At 63.7% G+C, this 17417-nt stretch carries 13 protein-coding genes; 1 reads left to right on the top strand and 12 read right to left on the bottom strand.

Annotated elements, in window-relative coordinates; genetic code table 11:
- Positions 1-98 precede the first annotated feature (98 nt).
- Complete coding sequence (locus tag JJ896_10750; GenBank protein ID MBO6780120.1) at positions 99-1763, bottom strand: acyl-CoA carboxylase subunit beta; 1665 nt, start codon at positions 1761-1763, stop codon at positions 99-101.
- 91 nt (positions 1764-1854) lie between these two features.
- Positions 1855-2049, bottom strand: a complete 195-nt coding sequence (locus JJ896_10745) for a hypothetical protein (protein MBO6780119.1) — start codon at positions 2047-2049, stop codon at positions 1855-1857.
- Between the two features lie 156 nt (positions 2050-2205).
- Here JJ896_10745 and JJ896_10740 point away from each other — a divergent pair, with 156 nt between their 5' ends.
- Positions 2206-3816 (top strand): beta-lactamase family protein, encoded by a 1611-nt coding sequence (locus JJ896_10740; protein MBO6780118.1) that lies wholly within the window; start codon positions 2206-2208, stop codon positions 3814-3816.
- A gap of 438 nt (positions 3817-4254) precedes the next feature.
- On the opposite strand, the gene JJ896_10735 is transcribed toward JJ896_10740, so the two are convergent.
- The 10 genes from JJ896_10735 to JJ896_10690 all read right to left on the bottom strand — a co-directional run bounded on the left by JJ896_10735 (position 4255) and on the right by JJ896_10690 (position 17412).
- On the bottom strand, positions 4255-4980 hold the full coding sequence (locus JJ896_10735; GenBank protein MBO6780117.1) for a hypothetical protein: 726 nt from the start codon (positions 4978-4980) through the stop codon (positions 4255-4257).
- A 76-nt stretch (positions 4981-5056) separates the two neighbouring features.
- Positions 5057-7579: an acyl-CoA dehydrogenase gene (locus JJ896_10730; GenBank protein ID MBO6780116.1), complete on the bottom strand. Its 2523-nt coding sequence runs from the start codon at positions 7577-7579 to the stop codon at positions 5057-5059.
- A gap of 9 nt (positions 7580-7588) precedes the next feature.
- Positions 7589-8779, bottom strand: a complete 1191-nt coding sequence (locus JJ896_10725) for a thiolase family protein (protein ID MBO6780115.1) — start codon at positions 8777-8779, stop codon at positions 7589-7591.
- 15 nt (positions 8780-8794) lie between these two features.
- The gene (locus tag JJ896_10720) at positions 8795-11164 is read right to left on the bottom strand and encodes an enoyl-CoA hydratase/isomerase family protein (protein ID MBO6780114.1); all 2370 of its coding nucleotides are present in this window, start codon (positions 11162-11164) and stop codon (positions 8795-8797) included.
- Positions 11145-13007 (bottom strand): long-chain fatty acid--CoA ligase, encoded by a 1863-nt coding sequence (locus JJ896_10715; GenBank protein ID MBO6780113.1) that lies wholly within the window; start codon positions 13005-13007, stop codon positions 11145-11147. The genes JJ896_10720 and JJ896_10715 overlap by 20 nt, the downstream gene beginning before the upstream one ends.
- A complete protein-coding gene (locus JJ896_10710) occupies positions 13004-13624 on the bottom strand; it encodes a TetR/AcrR family transcriptional regulator (protein ID MBO6780112.1) in 621 nt (206 codons plus the stop codon). The genes JJ896_10715 and JJ896_10710 overlap by 4 nt, the downstream gene beginning before the upstream one ends.
- Before the next feature lie 118 nt (positions 13625-13742).
- Complete coding sequence (locus JJ896_10705) at positions 13743-14651, bottom strand: DUF4097 family beta strand repeat protein (GenBank protein ID MBO6780111.1); 909 nt, start codon at positions 14649-14651, stop codon at positions 13743-13745.
- Positions 14652-14725: 74 nt separating this feature from the next.
- Positions 14726-15934: a DUF4097 family beta strand repeat protein gene (locus JJ896_10700; protein MBO6780110.1), complete on the bottom strand. Its 1209-nt coding sequence runs from the start codon at positions 15932-15934 to the stop codon at positions 14726-14728.
- Entirely contained in the window at positions 15935-16861 is a 927-nt protein-coding gene (locus JJ896_10695; GenBank protein ID MBO6780109.1) for a hypothetical protein, read from the bottom strand.
- The gene (locus JJ896_10690) at positions 16861-17412 is read right to left on the bottom strand and encodes an RNA polymerase sigma factor (GenBank protein ID MBO6780108.1); all 552 of its coding nucleotides are present in this window, start codon (positions 17410-17412) and stop codon (positions 16861-16863) included. The genes JJ896_10695 and JJ896_10690 overlap by 1 nt, the downstream gene beginning before the upstream one ends.
- Between the last annotated feature and the right edge of the window lie 5 nt (positions 17413-17417).

Raw genomic sequence — 17417 nt, 5'->3', positions numbered from 1 at the left:
GCAACCTCCAGAAGCCCACAGGAGGTTCACATTTCCGCACGGCTCCGGCAGGATTCGCTACGTGGGGCAGCCGATTTTCGGCCACCAGCGGCGGCGACTCAGGTCTGGATTACGCCCGGATTGAATGCAGGTACCACCGGGTTGTGGTCCGCCATTTCGATGCCGGTCGATATCCACTCCCGGGTTTGCCTCGGATCGATTATCTCGTCCACCCACAGCCTGGCTGCGGCATAGTACGGGGAGGTCTGTGCGTCGTAGCGAGCGGTGATTTTCTCCAGCAGCGCCTTCTGGGTCGCCTCGTCCGGCTCCTCACCGGACCGCTTCAGCTTGGCCAGCTGAATCTGCACGAGCGTCTTGGCTGCCTGCGCCCCGCCCATAACCGCAATGCGGGCTGTGGGCCAGGCTAGCATTAGCCTTGGATCGTACGCCCTGCCGCACATCGCATAGTTTCCCGCTCCGTACGAGTTGCCCACCACGATGGTGAACTTGGGCACGGTCGAGTTCGATACCGCATTCACCATCTTGGCGCCGTCCTTGATGATGCCGCCGTGCTCGGCCCGCGTGCCGACCATGAATCCGGTTACATCCTGCAGAAAAACCAGGGGTATGCGTTTCTGATTGCAGTTCAGGATGAAGCGCGTGGCCTTGTCGGCCGAGTCGGAGTAGATCACGCCGCCGGCCTGCATCTCGTTCGAGGAGGCCTTTGCCCCGGAACGGGCCTTTACCACCAGCCGCTGGTTGGCCACAATGCCAACGCTCCAGCCGTCCACGCGCGCGTATCCACAAAGGATGGTCTGTCCGTACTCCTGTTTGTACTCGGTCCAGGAATCCGCGTCGATAACTCGGGCGAGCACCTGCCGCATGTCGTACGGCACATTGCCAACCGTGGGCACGATGGAAAGAATCTCCTCGGCGTCGAACGAGGGCGCTACGGCATCGGCCCGGTCAAATCCCGCGCGGTCCCGCTTTCCGAATCGCGAAACCAGATCCCGCACCGTCTCGAGGCACGTCTCATCATCAGGCACGCGATAGTCGGTTACGCCCGAAATCTGGGCGTGGGTGGATGCTCCCCCGAGCGTCTCCTTGTCCACCTCCTCCCCGATCGCGGCTTTGACCAGGAACGGTCCGGCAAGGAAGACCGAGCCGGTGCCATCGACAATCAGAGCCTCGTCACTCATGATCGGGAGGTAGGCACCTCCCGCCACGCACGAACCCATGATTGCTGCAATCTGGGGGATCCCTTTTGAGGAAAGGAGCGCGTTGTTGCGGAAAATGCGGCCGAAGTGATCCCGGTCCGGGAAGATCTCGTCTTGCATCGGCAGGAAGACACCCGCCGAGTCTACCAGGTAGATGATGGGCAGGTGGTTCTCGAGTGCGAACTCCTGCGCCCGGAGATTCTTTTTGGCGGTGATGGGAAACCACGCGCCGGCCTTGACGGTGGCGTCGTTGGCGACCACGACGCAGAGGCGCCCAGACACGCGCCCGAGCCCCATGACCGTTCCGGCGGCCGGGCAGCCGCCCTCGGCATCGTACAGGCCGTCCCCTGCAAACAGGCCGAGCTCCATGAAGCCAGATGGTTCGTCGAGCAGGGCCGCGATGCGCTCTCGAGCCGTAAGCTTTCCGCGCGCATGCTCACGGTCGATGCGCTTCTGCCCACCGCCCATGCGGAGACGCGCCGAGCGTTCATGCCACTCCTCGATGAGGGCCTCGTATGCGTCCTCGTGGGTGGATTTGGCAGAAAGTGCCTTACCGATTGCTGCCATGGGTGTCTTCTGGAAGCGCTGCCAATCGAAGCCAAAAAGAAAGGCCCCGCCGGTCTGACGGGGCCCAGAAAACGATACCTGTCAGGCTCGCCTACAGGAATGCAGAGATCTTCTGCATGATGGCCGGACGCGGCTCGCCGGTCTTCTCGTGGATGAGCTCGACCATCTTGCGCAGATTACCGCGGGCCTTCTTCATCTCCTTGTCGCCAAACTCTACATCGGACCATACCGAAGTGATCTGATTCTGGACGCGGCGCCAGCTGTCGTTCATCGCCTGAGTGGCCATGGGTCTTTCTTCTCTATCCTGGGGAATGCGAGCCGTTTAGTTACAGGGAAGAAGCATCCAGGTTTCTGAAATACCCGGATTTTCTCCCCTTGTCGCGGCTTGATGCCGCCTGACGCAGTCCCTAGTTACAAAGATTGATCCAACCCAGGTTCGGCCATGCGTGTCCTTTCAACCTTTCTGCTCCTGCTCCTCGGCTTGGCTCCGGGTGCTCTTGCCCAATCCGCGCAACAGGTGGATGACGTATTTGCCGCATTCGTCGGCACCGACCTCCCCGGTTGCGCTGTGGGAGTGAGCCAAGACGGCGAGATCGTGTTGGAGCGGGCCTACGGTATGGCCAACCTCGAATTCGATGTCATCAACACCCCGATGACCATTTTCGAGCCCGGCTCCGTCTCAAAGCAGTTCACGGCGGCAGCTACCATCCTGCTTGCCCTCGACGGAGCAGTTTCGCTGGACGAGGACATTCGCTCCTGGGTGCCGGAACTGCCCGACTACGGCGAACCGATTACGTTGCGCCACCTGATGACCCACACCAGCGGACTACGTGATTGGGGTTCGGTCGCCGGGATCTCGGGGTGGTCCCGCACGACACGCACGCACACGCATGTGCATGCCCTGGACATCGCCTCCCGGCAACTGGAGCTCAACTATCCGCCGGGCACCTACTACTCGTACACCAACACCGGCTACAACCTGCAAGCCATCATTGTGGAGCGGGTATCCGGGATGTCGTTCGCCGAGTTCAGCCGTACGCGGATTTTCGAGCCCCTGGGACTGCACCACACCGAGTGGCGCGATGATTACACTCGCGTGGTCAAGGATCGCGCTACTGCCTATCGCCCGAATCAACAAACCGGCGGCTTCAACATGCTGATGCCGTTCGAAAACGTGCACGGCAACGGCGGACTGCTTACCACTGTCGGGGACCTGCTACGCTTCACCTGGTATCTGGAAACCGGTCCGGCTGCCTTTCGGGAAGAAATGCACCGGCAGGGCGTGCTGAACAACGGCGTGGAGATTTCCTACGCCAGCGGCCTCGTGGTCGGCACCTGGCGCGGCGTTCCGGAGATTCGCCACAGTGGTGCTACCGCCGGTTATCGGGGGTACCTGGCGCGCTATCCGGACCAGGGGGTCGCCGTGGCTGTCATGTGCAATACCGCCGGAGCCAACGCAACCGCCCTGGCCCGCTCGACGGCCGAACTCTGGCTGGGCGATGCGCTCTCTGACGACCCCTCCGTCGCGCCGGAGCCTATCGTACGCCTTTCGAGAGATCGTCTGGAGGACCTGGCCGGAGGCTTCCGGAATACCCGCAACCAGTCCTATGTCGTGCTAACCGCGACAACCGATGGACTGATGGGTCCTGGCGGTCGTCTTGTGCCGGAGACCGGGATGCGGTTTCGTGGCCTCCGTGGAGAGGTGCTGGTTTTTGATTCCGACGACACCGCGTTTCTGGCCCAAACCAGCGGCGATACGCTCAGGTACGAGCGCGTCGAGCGGTTCGAGCCCGACGAGGGCGAAATGGACACCTTTGAGGGCTCCTACCACAGCCCGGAGGCCGAGGTGACCTACCGCGTGGTGCGGGAAGACGCACGTCTGATGATGCTGGACCGCTACGGGAACAGCGGCGTCATGACTCCGCTGTACACGGATGCTTTCAGGTCGCGGCTCGGCACCGTGGTGTTCACGCGAGACGGGCGCGGGCGGATCGATGGATTCCGCGCGAGCCAGGGCCGAGTGTGGAGTTTGCGATTCGACCGGTCGGAGTAGGCGGCTTGGGCGCTGCGGCGCCGGGTTGGCGTTGCGGGCCGGGTTGGCGCTGCGGGCCGGGTTGGCGTTGCGGCGCCGGGTTGGCGCTGCGGCGCCGGGGGGCTGCGGGCCGGGTCGTGGCGGGCCGGCGCTCCCCGCGTGGCCGACTCGCAGCGCCTGGTGGGCGGCCGGCCGGGGCGGAAGTGTAAAACGGGGGTTGGATTACACCTCTGAGGACTCGCGACGGGCGCTCGGGTGTAAAACCGGGGCGGATTCCATATCGCCGACCGCGCGGCGGGCGCTCGGGTGTAGAACGGGGGGTGGATTCCATGTTGGGGCCACGCGCCGAGGCCGAGGCCCTACGCCGGGGGCCGGAGCCCGCGCCGGGATTGGGCCGCGCGCCAGAACCGGAGCCGCGCGCCAGAACCGGGCCCGCGCGCCGGCGTCGCGCCCGACGCCTCAGGCCGAGGCGCCTCCCTTGAACAGGTGCCGCATGAGCTTGCGTTTGGCGATTGGCATCACCGTCGCGTCAAACGGGAATTCGATGTCCGCGTCCACGTAGTACGTGGCGGGATTCGGCAGGTCGGGCTGCTCCTTTGCCAGTGAGAGCTTGATGTGCGCCGGCGGGATCGCCCTGCGATCCGGCAGGCGCTTCACGACGCTCGTGCGCAGGCCGCGGTAGCGCTCATTCGAGCGCGTAACGATCGACATGGCGTAGCGCAGCACGCAGAGCTCGTCGGCGTCCATGTCCGGCACCATCAGATAACCCTCCTCGGTGTAGGAAGGCAGGATTCCCACCTGCTCAATGCGCAGGCTCGAATCGACAAACTCGAAGATGGTGCGGCCCTCCTCGATGGTCTGCCTCAGCAGCGGCAGGGCCCACTCGATGAGCTCTCCGAGGTGACCCATGGGCCCGAAATCCCTCGGCGGCTCGGCGTGCACGACCTCGTTGTTCTCCAGATCGATGGAGTCGATTTCGGTGGGCAACGCGTCCCGGATCTCACCGAGCTGCCGGCGGAGCTTCTCGAGCGACGCATGCAGCTCGATGAGATCACTGAGGTGCGGGTAGATGGCCGTACGCGCGAAGTCTTCCTGGACGGGCCGAAGGCCGGCCAGGATGCGGTACTGGGCCTGCTCCATGTCAGGCCCTGCGGTCAGGAAATGGTCGACTGTGAGACTTGCCATCGCGACGCAGTAGCTGTCAAGATACCGTGAAGCAAGAAGCGAGCCTAACGGGTGTCTACACCCCTCGGCGCGGAAATCAGTGACTCGGAGCCATATGGTGAGGTTCCGCGCCGTCTCCACCGGCATTTTCGTCCACAGATCTGGCCAGCGTCTCCGGATCAACCGCCATGGCGAAGTACTCCTCGCGGGTAAACGAGTCCACCGCAATGGTATCGGCACGCATGGCTTCGGCCCTGGCCAAAAGGTCGCCCTCGGCCTGGGTCAGCACTCCGGCTTCCACGCCGGCGGCAACCATACGCGCCGGCGAGCTGCGCTTGATGGTGCCGGCCTTGGCGGCCGAACGGAGCTTGCGAGCCAGGGAATCGGCCTGATGACACGCCTCGAAGGCCAGCTCGAGCCGTTTGACCGGACGATCTGCCGCGACCGGGATATGCACCCCTGAAAGCAGACGCTCTCGCTGGTTGCCCGGCGTCTGGATGATCTGGGCCACTTTGTGCCCCTGCTTGTCAGACGGTCCGCCGCCAAGTCGGTTGAAGCGACTCCAGGCTGCCACGGGACCGCGCACCATCCAGGTGAAGCCCGGAAGGGTCATGTTGTCGAAGAGCCCATCGAACGCTTTCTGCATCTCTCCGAGCGCAAACTCCATGGACCATTTGACCATCGGCAGGTCTTCCTTACGCCGTCCTTCTGCCTCATATCGAGCCAGCACGGCCGCACCCAGGTACATCCAGGAGAAGATGTCCGCAAAGCGCCCGGTAAGCTTCTCCTTGCGTTTGAGCGTGCCGCCCAGCGTGCCGAGCGCGATGTCGGCCCAGAACGCGAATGTGGCCGATGCCCACGAAAGTCGCCGATAGTACTTGCCGACCCCTCCGCCGACCGGACTGCCGGCCAGCAGACCACGGGTCAGCGAAAGCAGTAGCGCGCGGTTCTTGTTGCGCGCCACGTGGCCCACATGGGCCCAGAAGGCCTTGTCGAACGCCTTGACGTCTCCCGTTCCCAGCGCCTCGACCTCCTTCAGCACGTATGGATGGCAGCGGATGGCTCCCTGCCCGAACACCATGAGCGTGCGTGTAAGGATGTTTGCGCCCTCCACGGTGATGGAGACCGGCGTATTGATATACGCGTGTGCCACGGCGTTGCGCGGACCACGCGAGATCGCGTTGCCACCCATGATGTCCATGGCATCGTTGACCGCCTTCCGGAAGAGCTCCGTGGACTGGTATTTCATCATGGCCGTCACGACCGCGGGCTTCGCACCCTGATCGAGCCCACCGCAGGTAAACCGGCGCGCTGCCTCCAGGATGTAGGAGAACCCTCCGATGCGGGCGAGGGGCTCTTCAATGCCCTCAAACTTGCCGATCGAAACGCCGAACTGCTTGCGGACCACCGCATGGGCCGATGCCACACGCGCGGCGTGCTTTGTGCCGGCCGTTGACGTGGCCGGCAGTGAGATGCCTCGACCAGCGGCGAGGGACTCCATGAGCATGCGCCAACCGCGGCCGGCACCCTCGGCACCGCCGATGATTGATTCCTCCAGCGGAACGACCACGTCGTGACCTTCCGTCGGCCCGTTGTAGAACGGGATGGCGATGGGGTCGTGCCGCAGACTGGTGTCTACGCCCGGTGTGTCCGTTGGGACGAGCGCACACGTGATGCCGAGGTCAGTGCCCTTTCCGAGCAGATTCTCGGGGTCGAACAGCTTGAATGCGAGACCGAGCACGGTCGCAATCGGCGCCAGCGTGATGTAGCGCTTTTTCCAGTTCAGGCGCAGGTAGAGCTTGCCGTCCTCCCCCTTGAACACCTCTCCGCTGGATGAAATGGCGCCGGCGTCGGATCCGGCCTGTGGTTCGGTCAGGGCAAAGGCCGGAATCTCCTCATGGGAGGCCAGCCGCGGCAGATAGTGCTTCTTCTGTGCGTCCGTGCCATAGTGAATGAGCAGCTCCGCGGGCCCGAGCGAGTTCGGCACCATGACCGTAATCCCGAGCACGGTGGAGGCGGACGCCAGCTTGCCCACCACGGCAGAGTTTGCCGACGGCGAGAAGCCGTGGCCTCCGTACTCCTTGGGGATGATCAGGCCGAAAAAGCGTTCTTTCGCCAGGTACTCCCAGACCTCGGGAGGCAGGTCCCGGCGCTGGAAAACATCCCAGTCGTCCGTCATGTCGCAGACCGTCTGAACCGGGCCGTCCACGAACGCCTGCTCTTCCGGTGTCAGGTCCGGGTAGTCGGACGCCAGGATCTTCTTGAAGTCCGGTTTTCCGGAGAAGAGCTCACCCTCCAACCAGACGGTTCCTGCATCGATGGCCTCCTGCTCTGTCGACGAGATGACCGGCAGAAACTCCATGGCAGTCATGACCTTCATCAATGCGCCCGACAACAGGCGACGGGCCGGTGTGACCGCGAAAATGGCATAGACCGCAAACGCACCCCACAGCCAGGTAGGGGCGCCGAATCCGTAGAGAAGCGCCCCTATGAACAGGGTGTATACGATGGCCCCCGAGCCCATGTAGGCCAGCACGATGGCGGCGAGGATCGAGACGCAAATGGCCACTCCCAGTGAAGGGAGCTGGTCCATGAAGGCGTAGAAAGGTAGATCTGACATGGTTCCGGCTTAGAGAGTCAGGTTTTCAATCACGGCGGCTGCGCCCATGCCGCCTCCGATGCACATCGTGCAGATTCCGTACCGCTCGCCGCGCCGCTTCATCTCGTGAAGCAGGGTGGCGGTCAGTTTTGCGCCCGTGCAGCCCAGGGGGTGGCCGAGGGCAATAGCGCCTCCGTTGACGTTGACCCGGTCCTCGTCGAGACTCAGCTCACGCATCACGGCGAGGGCCTGTGCGGCAAATGCTTCGTTCAGTTCGATGAGGCCGATGTCGTCCAGGCTCAGACCGGTCTGCTTCAGCACCTTGGGGATAGCCTCGACGGGCCCGATGCCCATCAGTTCAGGCGCGACGCCGGCGACTGCATAGCCGACGATGCGTGCCATGGGCTCCACGCCGGCCTCCTTCATCGCGCGTTCCGACATGACCACGCTGGCAGCCGCGCCGTCCGACATCTGAGAGCTGTTGCCTGCCGTCACGCTGCCCCGATTCCGAAACACCGCCCGCAGGCGCCCCAGTGCTTCCAGCGTGCTGTCGCGCCGGGGTCCCTCGTCCGTCATGAATCGGATGGCCGTCGCCACGGCCTCATCGCCGTCAAACATCACGTCCTCGACGTCCAGCGTCACAATCTCCTCCTCGAACCGGCCACTTTCGATGGCATCGAGCGCGCGCTGGTGGCTCCTCAGGGCAAAGGCATCCTGATCCTCCCGGGAGATGCCATACTTCTCCGCCACATTCTCGGCGGTGTTCCCCATCGAGATGTACACGTCGGGGTCGCCGGCCACAACTGCCGGGTCAGGGGAGAAGAAATACCCGGACATCGGCACCATGCTCATCGACTCGGTGCCTCCGGCCACAACAACGTCAGCCTGTCCGGTCACGATGGCCTGGCTGGCCAGCACGATTGTCTGGAGCCCGGACGAGCAGAATCTGTTGATGGTAGCGCCGGGTACCGAGTCCGGCAGGCCCGCGCCCTGGGCTACGATGCGCCCCATGTTCATGCCCTGCGGCCCTTCAGGCATGGCGCACCCGATGAGCACGTCGTCGATCTGATCGTCGGAGAGTCCGGGTACTCGGTCCAGCGCACCGCGAACCACCGCGGCCCCCATGGATTCCGGCCGCACGTTGCGCAGGGCGCCGCGTTTGGCTTTGCCCACAGCGCTCCGCACACTGCTGACGATGAATGCTGCGTTCTTTGCTTCCATTGCGTTGATTCGGTCCTAGTTGCGGAGCGGTTTGTTGTGGGTCAGGATGTGCTGGATCCTGGCCATGGTTTTCTCTTCCCCGAGCAGACCCATGAAGACCTCCCGCTCGAGGTCAATCAGATACGCCTCCGTGACGTCCTGCGGACCGGTCAGGGCACCGCCGGTAAGCACGTACCCGAAGCGTTCGGCGAGGTGGAAATCGTACTCGCTGATGAATCGACCCTGGAGGAACTGGTAGGCGGCGGTCTGCATGGCTGCGCCAGCCGGTCTGCCGAGCACACGGATCGTGCGATTCCTCGGCGGCGGCATGTAACCGGCCTCCGACAGCCGCACCACTTCAGACTTGGCCACATGGAAGCGACGCTCGGCATTCATGACCACCTGCGTATTCGGCGCCAGGTAGCTCATGTCCATGGCCTGTGCGGCGCTGGTGGCCACCCTGGCCATGGCCACATTCTCGAAGTAAACCTGCAGGAAAGCCTGGATCTCGCTGTCGAATCCGTTCGGGCTGCGCTCGGCAGCCAGCTGGGCCAGTCGCATGGTGCCGGTGCCCGCCGGGATCAGGCCGACGCCCAACTCCACGAGCCCGACATAGGACTCGGCCGCGGCCACCGGCTGGGGGCTGGCCATGACCATCTCGCAGGCCCCACCCAGCACACGCTGATGCACGGCGACCACGACAGGCTTCTCGGCGTAGCGGATGCGCTGAATGGTCTCCTGAAACCCGGCTACAAACTGCTCCACGGTATCCATCTGGCCCATCATGACGGCCATCGCCGCCTCACCCAGATTGGCACCGACCGAAAAATTGGACCCTTCATTGCCGATGACAAGGCCGCGAATGTCCCGGTCTGCCTCCACCCGGTCGATGGCGTCCCGCACCCCTTCCATCACAAACTGACCGAGGCTGTTGGCTTTGGAGCGGAATTCCAGGCAGACCACCCCATCGCCCATATCGATGAGTTGGGTGTCGGCATTCTGCCACACAACACCCGGGCCCTCCGACTTGATGGCGGCAAGGCCCTTCTCGTCCTCGGGGCTTTCCAGGGGCTGGTATCCTTTCCCGGGCAGGAAGACCGTGCCGTCTCCGTAGAAACCCTCCGACGCCACCTCGGAAATCCAGCCGGGGAGCTCCTCGCCCCCAGTCTCCAGATCCGCGCGGATGCGTTCGAATCCGAGCGCGTCCCACATGGCAAACGGCCCCATGCGCCAGCCGAAGCCCCAGCACACGGCCCGGTCCACGTCCGCCGGCGAGTCGCTGATTTCCGGAATACGGCGCGCCGTGTAAGCCAGCAGGTCGAGCGTGGACTTGCGGAAGAAGGCGCCGGCCCTGCCCTGGTCTTCGTACAGCGCATTCAGTCGGGCCGTGAGGTCTCCGGCCCCCTTCAGGGCTCCGATGTCTCCCAGATTGAATTCGCGAGCCAGCTCGTACTCGCCTGACGCCGGGTGGATGGACTTGATGTCCGAGCCCTCCTTCTTGTAGAAGCCTGCCCGCGTCTTGGCACCGAGCGCACCGCTGCCCACCAGCGTTTCAAGCACCTTGGGCACACGGAACGCCTCGCGGCGCTCATCATGAGGCACGGTCTCGTAGAGGTTTTCGATGACGTGCTTCATGACGTCGAGACCTACGACGTCCGCCGTGCGGAAGGTGGCCGACTTGGGGTGTCCCACCAGGGTCCCTGTCAGGGCATCAATCTCCTCGATCGAGTATCCGTCCTCGACGAACGCTCGAATGGCCCCGAGCATGGCATAGATGCCGATGCGGTTGCCGATGAAGTACGGCCGATCCTTGGCAATGACAATGCCTTTGCCCAGGTGCACGCGCCCGAAATTCGAGACGCGAGCCAGCACATCCGGATCGGTATCCGGCGTCGGAATTACCTCCAGGAGCCGCAGGTAGCGCGGCGGATTGAAGAAGTGCGTGCCCAGGAAGCGTCGGCGAAAGTCCTCCGGCAATCCCTCCGCAATATCTGCGATGGGCAGGCCGCTGGTATTCGTGGATACCACGGTGTCCGGCCCGACAGCCTCGGCCACGCGAGCCATGACCGAGCGTTTGATGTCCATGCGCTCAACAACAGCCTCGACGACCCAATCCATGTCCGCCAGGCGATGCATGTCATCGTCAAAGTTGCCGAGCTGCACGCGCCCGGCGTCCGCGTCCCGGAAGAACGGCGCGGGCTTCAACTTGGTGGCGCGCTTGAAGGCCCCCTGGACCACATCGTTCGCGCGACCTTCCTTTGCAGGAATATCCAGCAGCAGGACTTCCATGCCTGCGTTGACAAAGTGGGCCGCAATCTGCGCACCCATGGTGCCGGCACCCAGGACGGCGGCCTTTCGGAAGGGTCGATGGGCCCGGGTGACGGATTCAGTGAGCGTGGCTTCCATGTTCAGTCTGTTGTGGCAGGTCGACTACCGGCGGTTTGCATTCGCCATCCACGTACATGCTCTCGATTTCGCGCTCGAAGCGTTCGCGGACTCGGTTTCGTTTGATTTTGAGGGTCGGCGTGAGCAGACCGTTCTCGATGCTGACGGTGTCGGGCACCAGGCGGAATCGCTTGATGCACGTCCAGTGGCTGCGCCCCTCATTCGCCTCCCGAACCAGGTCTGCGTAGGCGGCGAGCACCGTGGGATTCAGGACGAGGTCCTCGAGCGGTGAGGCCGTGTCATCCACCAGCTTGCGCAGCGACTCCTCGGTCGGAAAGATGAGCGCGGTGGTGTATTTGCGGCCCGCTCCGACCACCACGGCCTGCTCCACGAGCGGACTGGTAGTCATCACGTTCTCGAGCGGTTGCGGCATCACGTACTTGCCGGTAGACAGCTTGAATAGGTCCTTCTTGCGGTCGGTGATGCGCAGAAATCCGTCCTTGAATTCGCCGATGTCCCCTGTGTGGAACCAGCCCTCGTCGTCGATCACCTCGGCGGTCTTGTCGGGATCGCGGAAGTAGCCCATCATGACATGCGGGCCGCGGGTGCAGATCTCCCCGTCCTCGGCAATGCGCACTTCGATGTGCGGCAGGGGCTGTCCCACCCAGCCCGGCCGGTTCGTCGCCGGTCGGTTGAACGTGATCACGGGACTGGTTTCCGTCAGGCCGTAGCCCTGCAGCAGATCGATGCCGGCCGCGTCGAACAGGCGCACAATGTCACCATTCAAGGCGGCTCCACCGGCTGAAATCATGCTGACGCGTCCACCAAGCACGGCTCGCCACTTGGCGTAGACCAGCTTGTCCGCAGTGCGGTGCTTGACGGCGGCCATGCCCTTGGGCGCATCGCCCATCTCATGGCTCACGGCCCGCTCCAGCGCCCATCGCGCAAGTTTGCCCTTGACCCCGCGAGCCTCATTGGAGCGCTCCACGATCTTGGCGTACACCTTCTCAAGCACGCGCGGCACGGTGGCAAACACGGTGGGCCGCACGTTGCCGAAATCCTCGATCAGCCTGTCCGGTGTGGTGAACCAGATCGGGCTGCCGAACGCGACCGATGCATAGCACATGGTGCGCGCGAACACGTGGCTGAGCGGAAGAAAGGAGAGCACCGTCTCGCCATCCGGGCCAAATCGATACTTGCCAGTCTCCTGGTAGGTGTAGAGCGCGTTGGACGCCAGGTTCTCGTGGCTGAGCATCACTCCCTTGGGTGTGCCCGTGGTGCCCGACGTGTATATGATGGTCGCGAGGTCATCCGGATACCGTTGATCCGCCAGTCGGCGCACCGCTGCGGCGTCACCGGCCTCCGCCCCCATGCGCTCCAATTGACGAAGCGTAATCACGGTGATGCCTTCTGCCGTGGCAGCGGGCCCATCGACCACGACGATGGTCTCGAGCGCCGGCAGGTTGCGCAATGCCGGCCGCACTTCTTCCAGCAGCTCCGCGTTGGATACGAACAGGATGCGCGAGCCCGAATGCTCCAGCACGTAGTGCACGGCCTCAGGAGCCTGCGACAGGTAGATGGGCACGTCGACGATGCCCGAGATCAGGCAGCCCATATCCACCACGACAAACTCGGAATCCGAGTTCATGTAGAAGGCCACCCGGTCTCCGGCGTTCAGGCCGAACTTGCGCATTCCGAGCGCGATGTTTCCCGATCGCCGAAAGAACTCATCGCTCGAGGTGGTCTCCCATCCGATGCCCAACCGGCGGTGCAGGGCATCATAGTCTCCGTAGCGCGAGCGCGCCTCAAAGAAGAGTTGCGGCAGCGTGCTGCCCAGACGTGCGAGAGGTGCCCTGGTCGTCATACCCGAACGCGAACTGGCTTGAGGGTGACGCTGGTGACCACCTGGCCGACCAGAGTCTGGATGAGTTCTTCCTGGTCGATGCGCACATCAACGCGCCTGGAGATGATCAGCGACACCACACCGTGCAGCATGGCCCAGATGGCTGTGGAGGCGACGGTCGCGGACTCGACGGTGAAGGTGCCCGCCTTGACGCCGCGCTCCAAGATCTGTCCGATCATTTCGAGGCTGCGCCGGGCACGCCGAAACTTCTCGGCCGGGTACCGCTCCATGCGCTCCGGATGCAGGAGATGCATGATTTCGTAGTACTCGGGATTGTCCAGGCCAAATCTCACGTAGGCCATGCAGCCCTTGTGCAGGGCTTCCGCCGGGTCTCCCTGCTCGGGCTTGAGATCCTTCAGCCTGTCATACAGGCGGCCCATGCCTTCGTCGATCAGCGTATGCACCAAGGCATCCTTGCTGTCGAAGTGCAGATAGATGGCGGTAGCCGAGTAGCCGATCTTCTTTGCGATGCGACGCATCGACAGGCTGTTGTACCCCTCCGCCACCAGGAGATGCCGCGTCTCATCCAGGATCAGGCGACGCAGATCGACTCCGTTGGATTCTGGTTCAGCGGGCATTGGAAGGGCTTACAGCGGACCCGGTCTATATTCGGTTAACAGTGTTAAGTTGCAGCCTGGGGCAAAAAAAATGGGCCGGCCCTCGAAGGACCGGCCCAGACTTTCTGGTCGGGTGCAACTACATGCGACGCAGGGATACGTTGCCGACACCGGAGCGCAGTGTCAGATCCGGCCCGCCTCCGTTGACCTCTCCCGCAAAGCTCTTGCTCATCCAGCGTCCTTCGACTTCCAGTCCGAAGGCGCAACTGGCCGAGCCGACGCTGGTCTTGGCGTCCACATACAGGCCGATTTCGTCACGCAGATACACGACGACATTGCCGGCACCGGACTCGAGGGTAGACTCGTCGCTGGGCTGACGGGTGATGCGTGCGGTGATATTTCCGGAGCCCGTAGCTGCCTGGATTTCGCCATCCACGTATCCGAGTGTCACGTTGCCGGCACCTACGTGCACTTCAAGCTCTCCAACGACACCGTCGACATCTACGTTGCCCGAGCCTGCATGCAGTTCCACGTCACCGTTCACTTCGCCGATGCGGATGTTGCCTGCGCCGGTGCGTCCGTCCACGTACCCACGCAGATCGGAAATCGTCACGTTACCGGCACCGGACGAGAAGTCAACGTTGTACTCATAGGGCACCTTCACTGTGACGCGCAGCCGGAAATTTTCGGTGTTGCGCCAGCGGTTGCGACCCTCTCCCTGCTCGAACCGGGATTCGATGACCACGTCATCGTCATCTCCTTCGATCTCCCACTCGTGCCGTGCCAGTACGCGCTTCACCTGATCGGCATCGCGGTGGTTGACAAAACGCTCCATCTCCACATGCACCTGGCTGCCGTCGATCGCCTCGACGATCACGTTGCCGCGGTCAATGTCCACGTAGAGCGTGCCGCCCCGTTCCACATTGAAGCTGCGCTTGATGGTGTCCTTCTCGACTTTGGCGAGCGCCGCAGTGGATCCTGCGAGCGCCACGACCACGGCCAGCGCGAAGAAGCGAACGGTCCGATTCAAGTGAGATAAGCGGTTCATGGGGCCAAAGTCCTTGTTTGAACGAGGTTACGGGAGCATTATGGCGTAGTTGCACCACACAGGTGACAAAAACGTCACCTCAGTGTGCGGATCCGGATGCTTCCGTTGCGCGCATCCAGACGCACCCGACCGGCCCCCGCCCCGAGCACGCCGACGCTGCGGATTCGGGCGGAACCGAGCGATTCGCGCGTGACCGGAAAATCACTGGATATGTCGTGGCCCGACAAGCCGCCGGCCATGCCCAACGTGGCTTCCAGACGAGCGGAAACGGCCTGGGAAAGCCAGATTTCCACATCGCCCGATTGCGTGGTGGCCGTCACGTCCGGGGCATCCTCAGTCGCGCTCAGCCGAAGGATTACGTCCCCGACCTGGGTCATCACCCGGAGCGGCCCGGCCACGTCCAGCAGCACGATATCGCCAGCGAAGGTTTCCAGGTCGGCACCTGCCAGCAGTTCCTGCGCGCTGACATCACCCCCCGACGTGGTGCCCTCGACGTGACCGGCAATGGCACGCACCGCCAGGTTGCCCCCGGCAGTGGAGAGTTCAGCCGCTCCCCCGACGGAGGTCACATTGATGTCTCCGCCGGCGGTGGAGACTTCCACCCGTCCCGCGGCTCCTTCCACAATAACCTCTCCTCCTGCAGTGGAAACCTGCACGTCCGAACCGGTCTCCCGAACCAGCACGCCACCACCGGCCGTCACCACCTCGACGCGGCCGGCCACGCCGCGGAGGGAGACCGAACCACCGGACGTGGTCGCACGCACCGGGCCCTCCACCGAGCGCACCGAGAGCGCACCGCCGGCACTGGAGATCTCCAGACGACCCACCAGGTTCTCGACGGACACTGCTCCGCCTGACGTGCGGAGCCGAGCGTCCCCGCGCGTCCCGGTGACCTCAATGGCGCCGCCGGCCAGATCCGCGAGAATCGAGACGCGTTCAGGCACACGCAGCCGGAGTTGGCGGCTGACTTCTCGAACGGGCTGGGTGTCGACCTCGAAGGTCGTCCCCACTATCCTGGCGTCATCAGGCGTGACCTCAAGCAGGCGCCGGGCCTCAGATCGCTCCCGGACCCGGAATACAAGCCGTTCCTCCAGTTCCACCGAGCTGGCCCCGCCCACAATGCGGAGTGAGCCGCTTAGCCCTCCGATCCGGATGTGGTCGACGGACTGGGTAAAGGAACGAGTCCTCGTCAGTTCGAATCCTTCGCTCGACTCACGCAGATCCTGAGCGCCGGCGGGGGCGATCAGCAGCAGGGTCAGTATGCAGGCGGCAGCGGTTCGCATCTATCGAATCTGCTCCAGCGGCGTCGAGTCCAGTTCCTCCAGCGCACGGGCAGCACCGGATCGAACGTACGGATTCGGGTCGGAAGTCGACACATGCAGCAGGCGGCCCGCATCCCGCACGCTTGGTTCGTGCGCCATCAGGGCTTCAAGGGCCGCTATGCGCACGCCGTCTCCCGCCTCGGAGACCAGAGCGTCCAGGAGGGCAGTACGGGCTTCATCCGGCAGCGAACGGCCCGCGTACATGGCGTCCAGGGCGCGAATGGCGCGCAGTCGCATGGCGTCCTCCTCCTCGGCACGAACCATGAGTATTACCGCCTCAGCCACGTCGCTGTTCGGAGCGGAGGTGCGGGCAAGCTCGCTGACTGTTCTCAGGGCGTGCAACCGGATTCGATTGTCTCTGTCTGCGGACAAGGCCGTTTCCAGCACAGCTACCATGGGCTCGTCACCAAGACCTCCACGCACGGCGGCCTGCTCGAGGCGGTCAAATCGGACCTCGGCCACCCCGGTCTCCGGGTCTACGAGGATATCCCGGATATCGACGAAGGTCTGGTCCAGGGCACGGATCTCATCGCCCCTCGTGCTGGCCCCAAGACCAAAACCTACGGCCACGAGCATCGCGGCCAGCGCCAACTCCGGAAGCGGACGCAGACGCTCCAGCCAGCCCCGCACCTTTTGCGCGGCACGGCGCCGTTGGGTGCGCCAATCCGCGCCAATCTGCGCGTACGCCCGGGCGCGAGCCTGAGCCACCGCCTCCGGATTGAGTTCCGGGGGTTCGACGAACGCTACCAGACCCGCAAGGGCATCCAGTTCCCGGCGGCAGTCCGGACAGCTCGCCACGCGGGCCTCCACAAGCACGGCCTCCTGACCGGGCAGCTCACCCGCATGGAAGAGCATCAGTTCTTCCTGATTGTGTCCACAGTTCATCATCACATCTCCCGATACACCGGTTCCAGTTCCTCACGGAGCTTCCGCGTGGCCCGAAACAGGTAGTTCTTGACTGTGCCTTCGGCGCACGACAGCATGTCGCCGATCTCCCGCAGCTTGTAACCGTGCTGGTGCTTCAGCACGAACACGGCCCGCTCCCGCTCTGACAGTCGCTCCATGGCGCGCTCAGTGGAGGCACGCATCTCCGCCCGCTCCACGGCGAGAGAGGCAGACGGACCCCGCGAGGGGATGTGCTGCGCAAACTCAAGCGGATCCTGGCGGGCATTCTTCTCCTTTCTCTTCTGATTGAGGGCCCGGTTGATGGCGATGCGCGTGATCCAGGTGGAAAACGCGCTGTCCAGGCGAAACCCGGGCAGCTTGGTGTAGGCTTTCACCAGCGTGTCCTGATACACGTCGTAGACCGCGGGCGTGCGGCCCAGAATACCGGCGATTGCATGCAGCAGCCGCGCCTCGTTGGCGCGCACCAGGGCATCGAACGCCCCCGCGTCCCCCTGCTGCGCCAGCCTGACCAGTCGTGTCTCCTGTGCGTCCATCCTCC

The organism is Rhodothermales bacterium, assembly GCA_017643395.1.
Lineage (GTDB): Bacteria > Bacteroidota > Rhodothermia > Rhodothermales > UBA10348 > JABDJZ01.
This window is presented reverse-complemented; position numbering and strand designations above follow the sequence as displayed.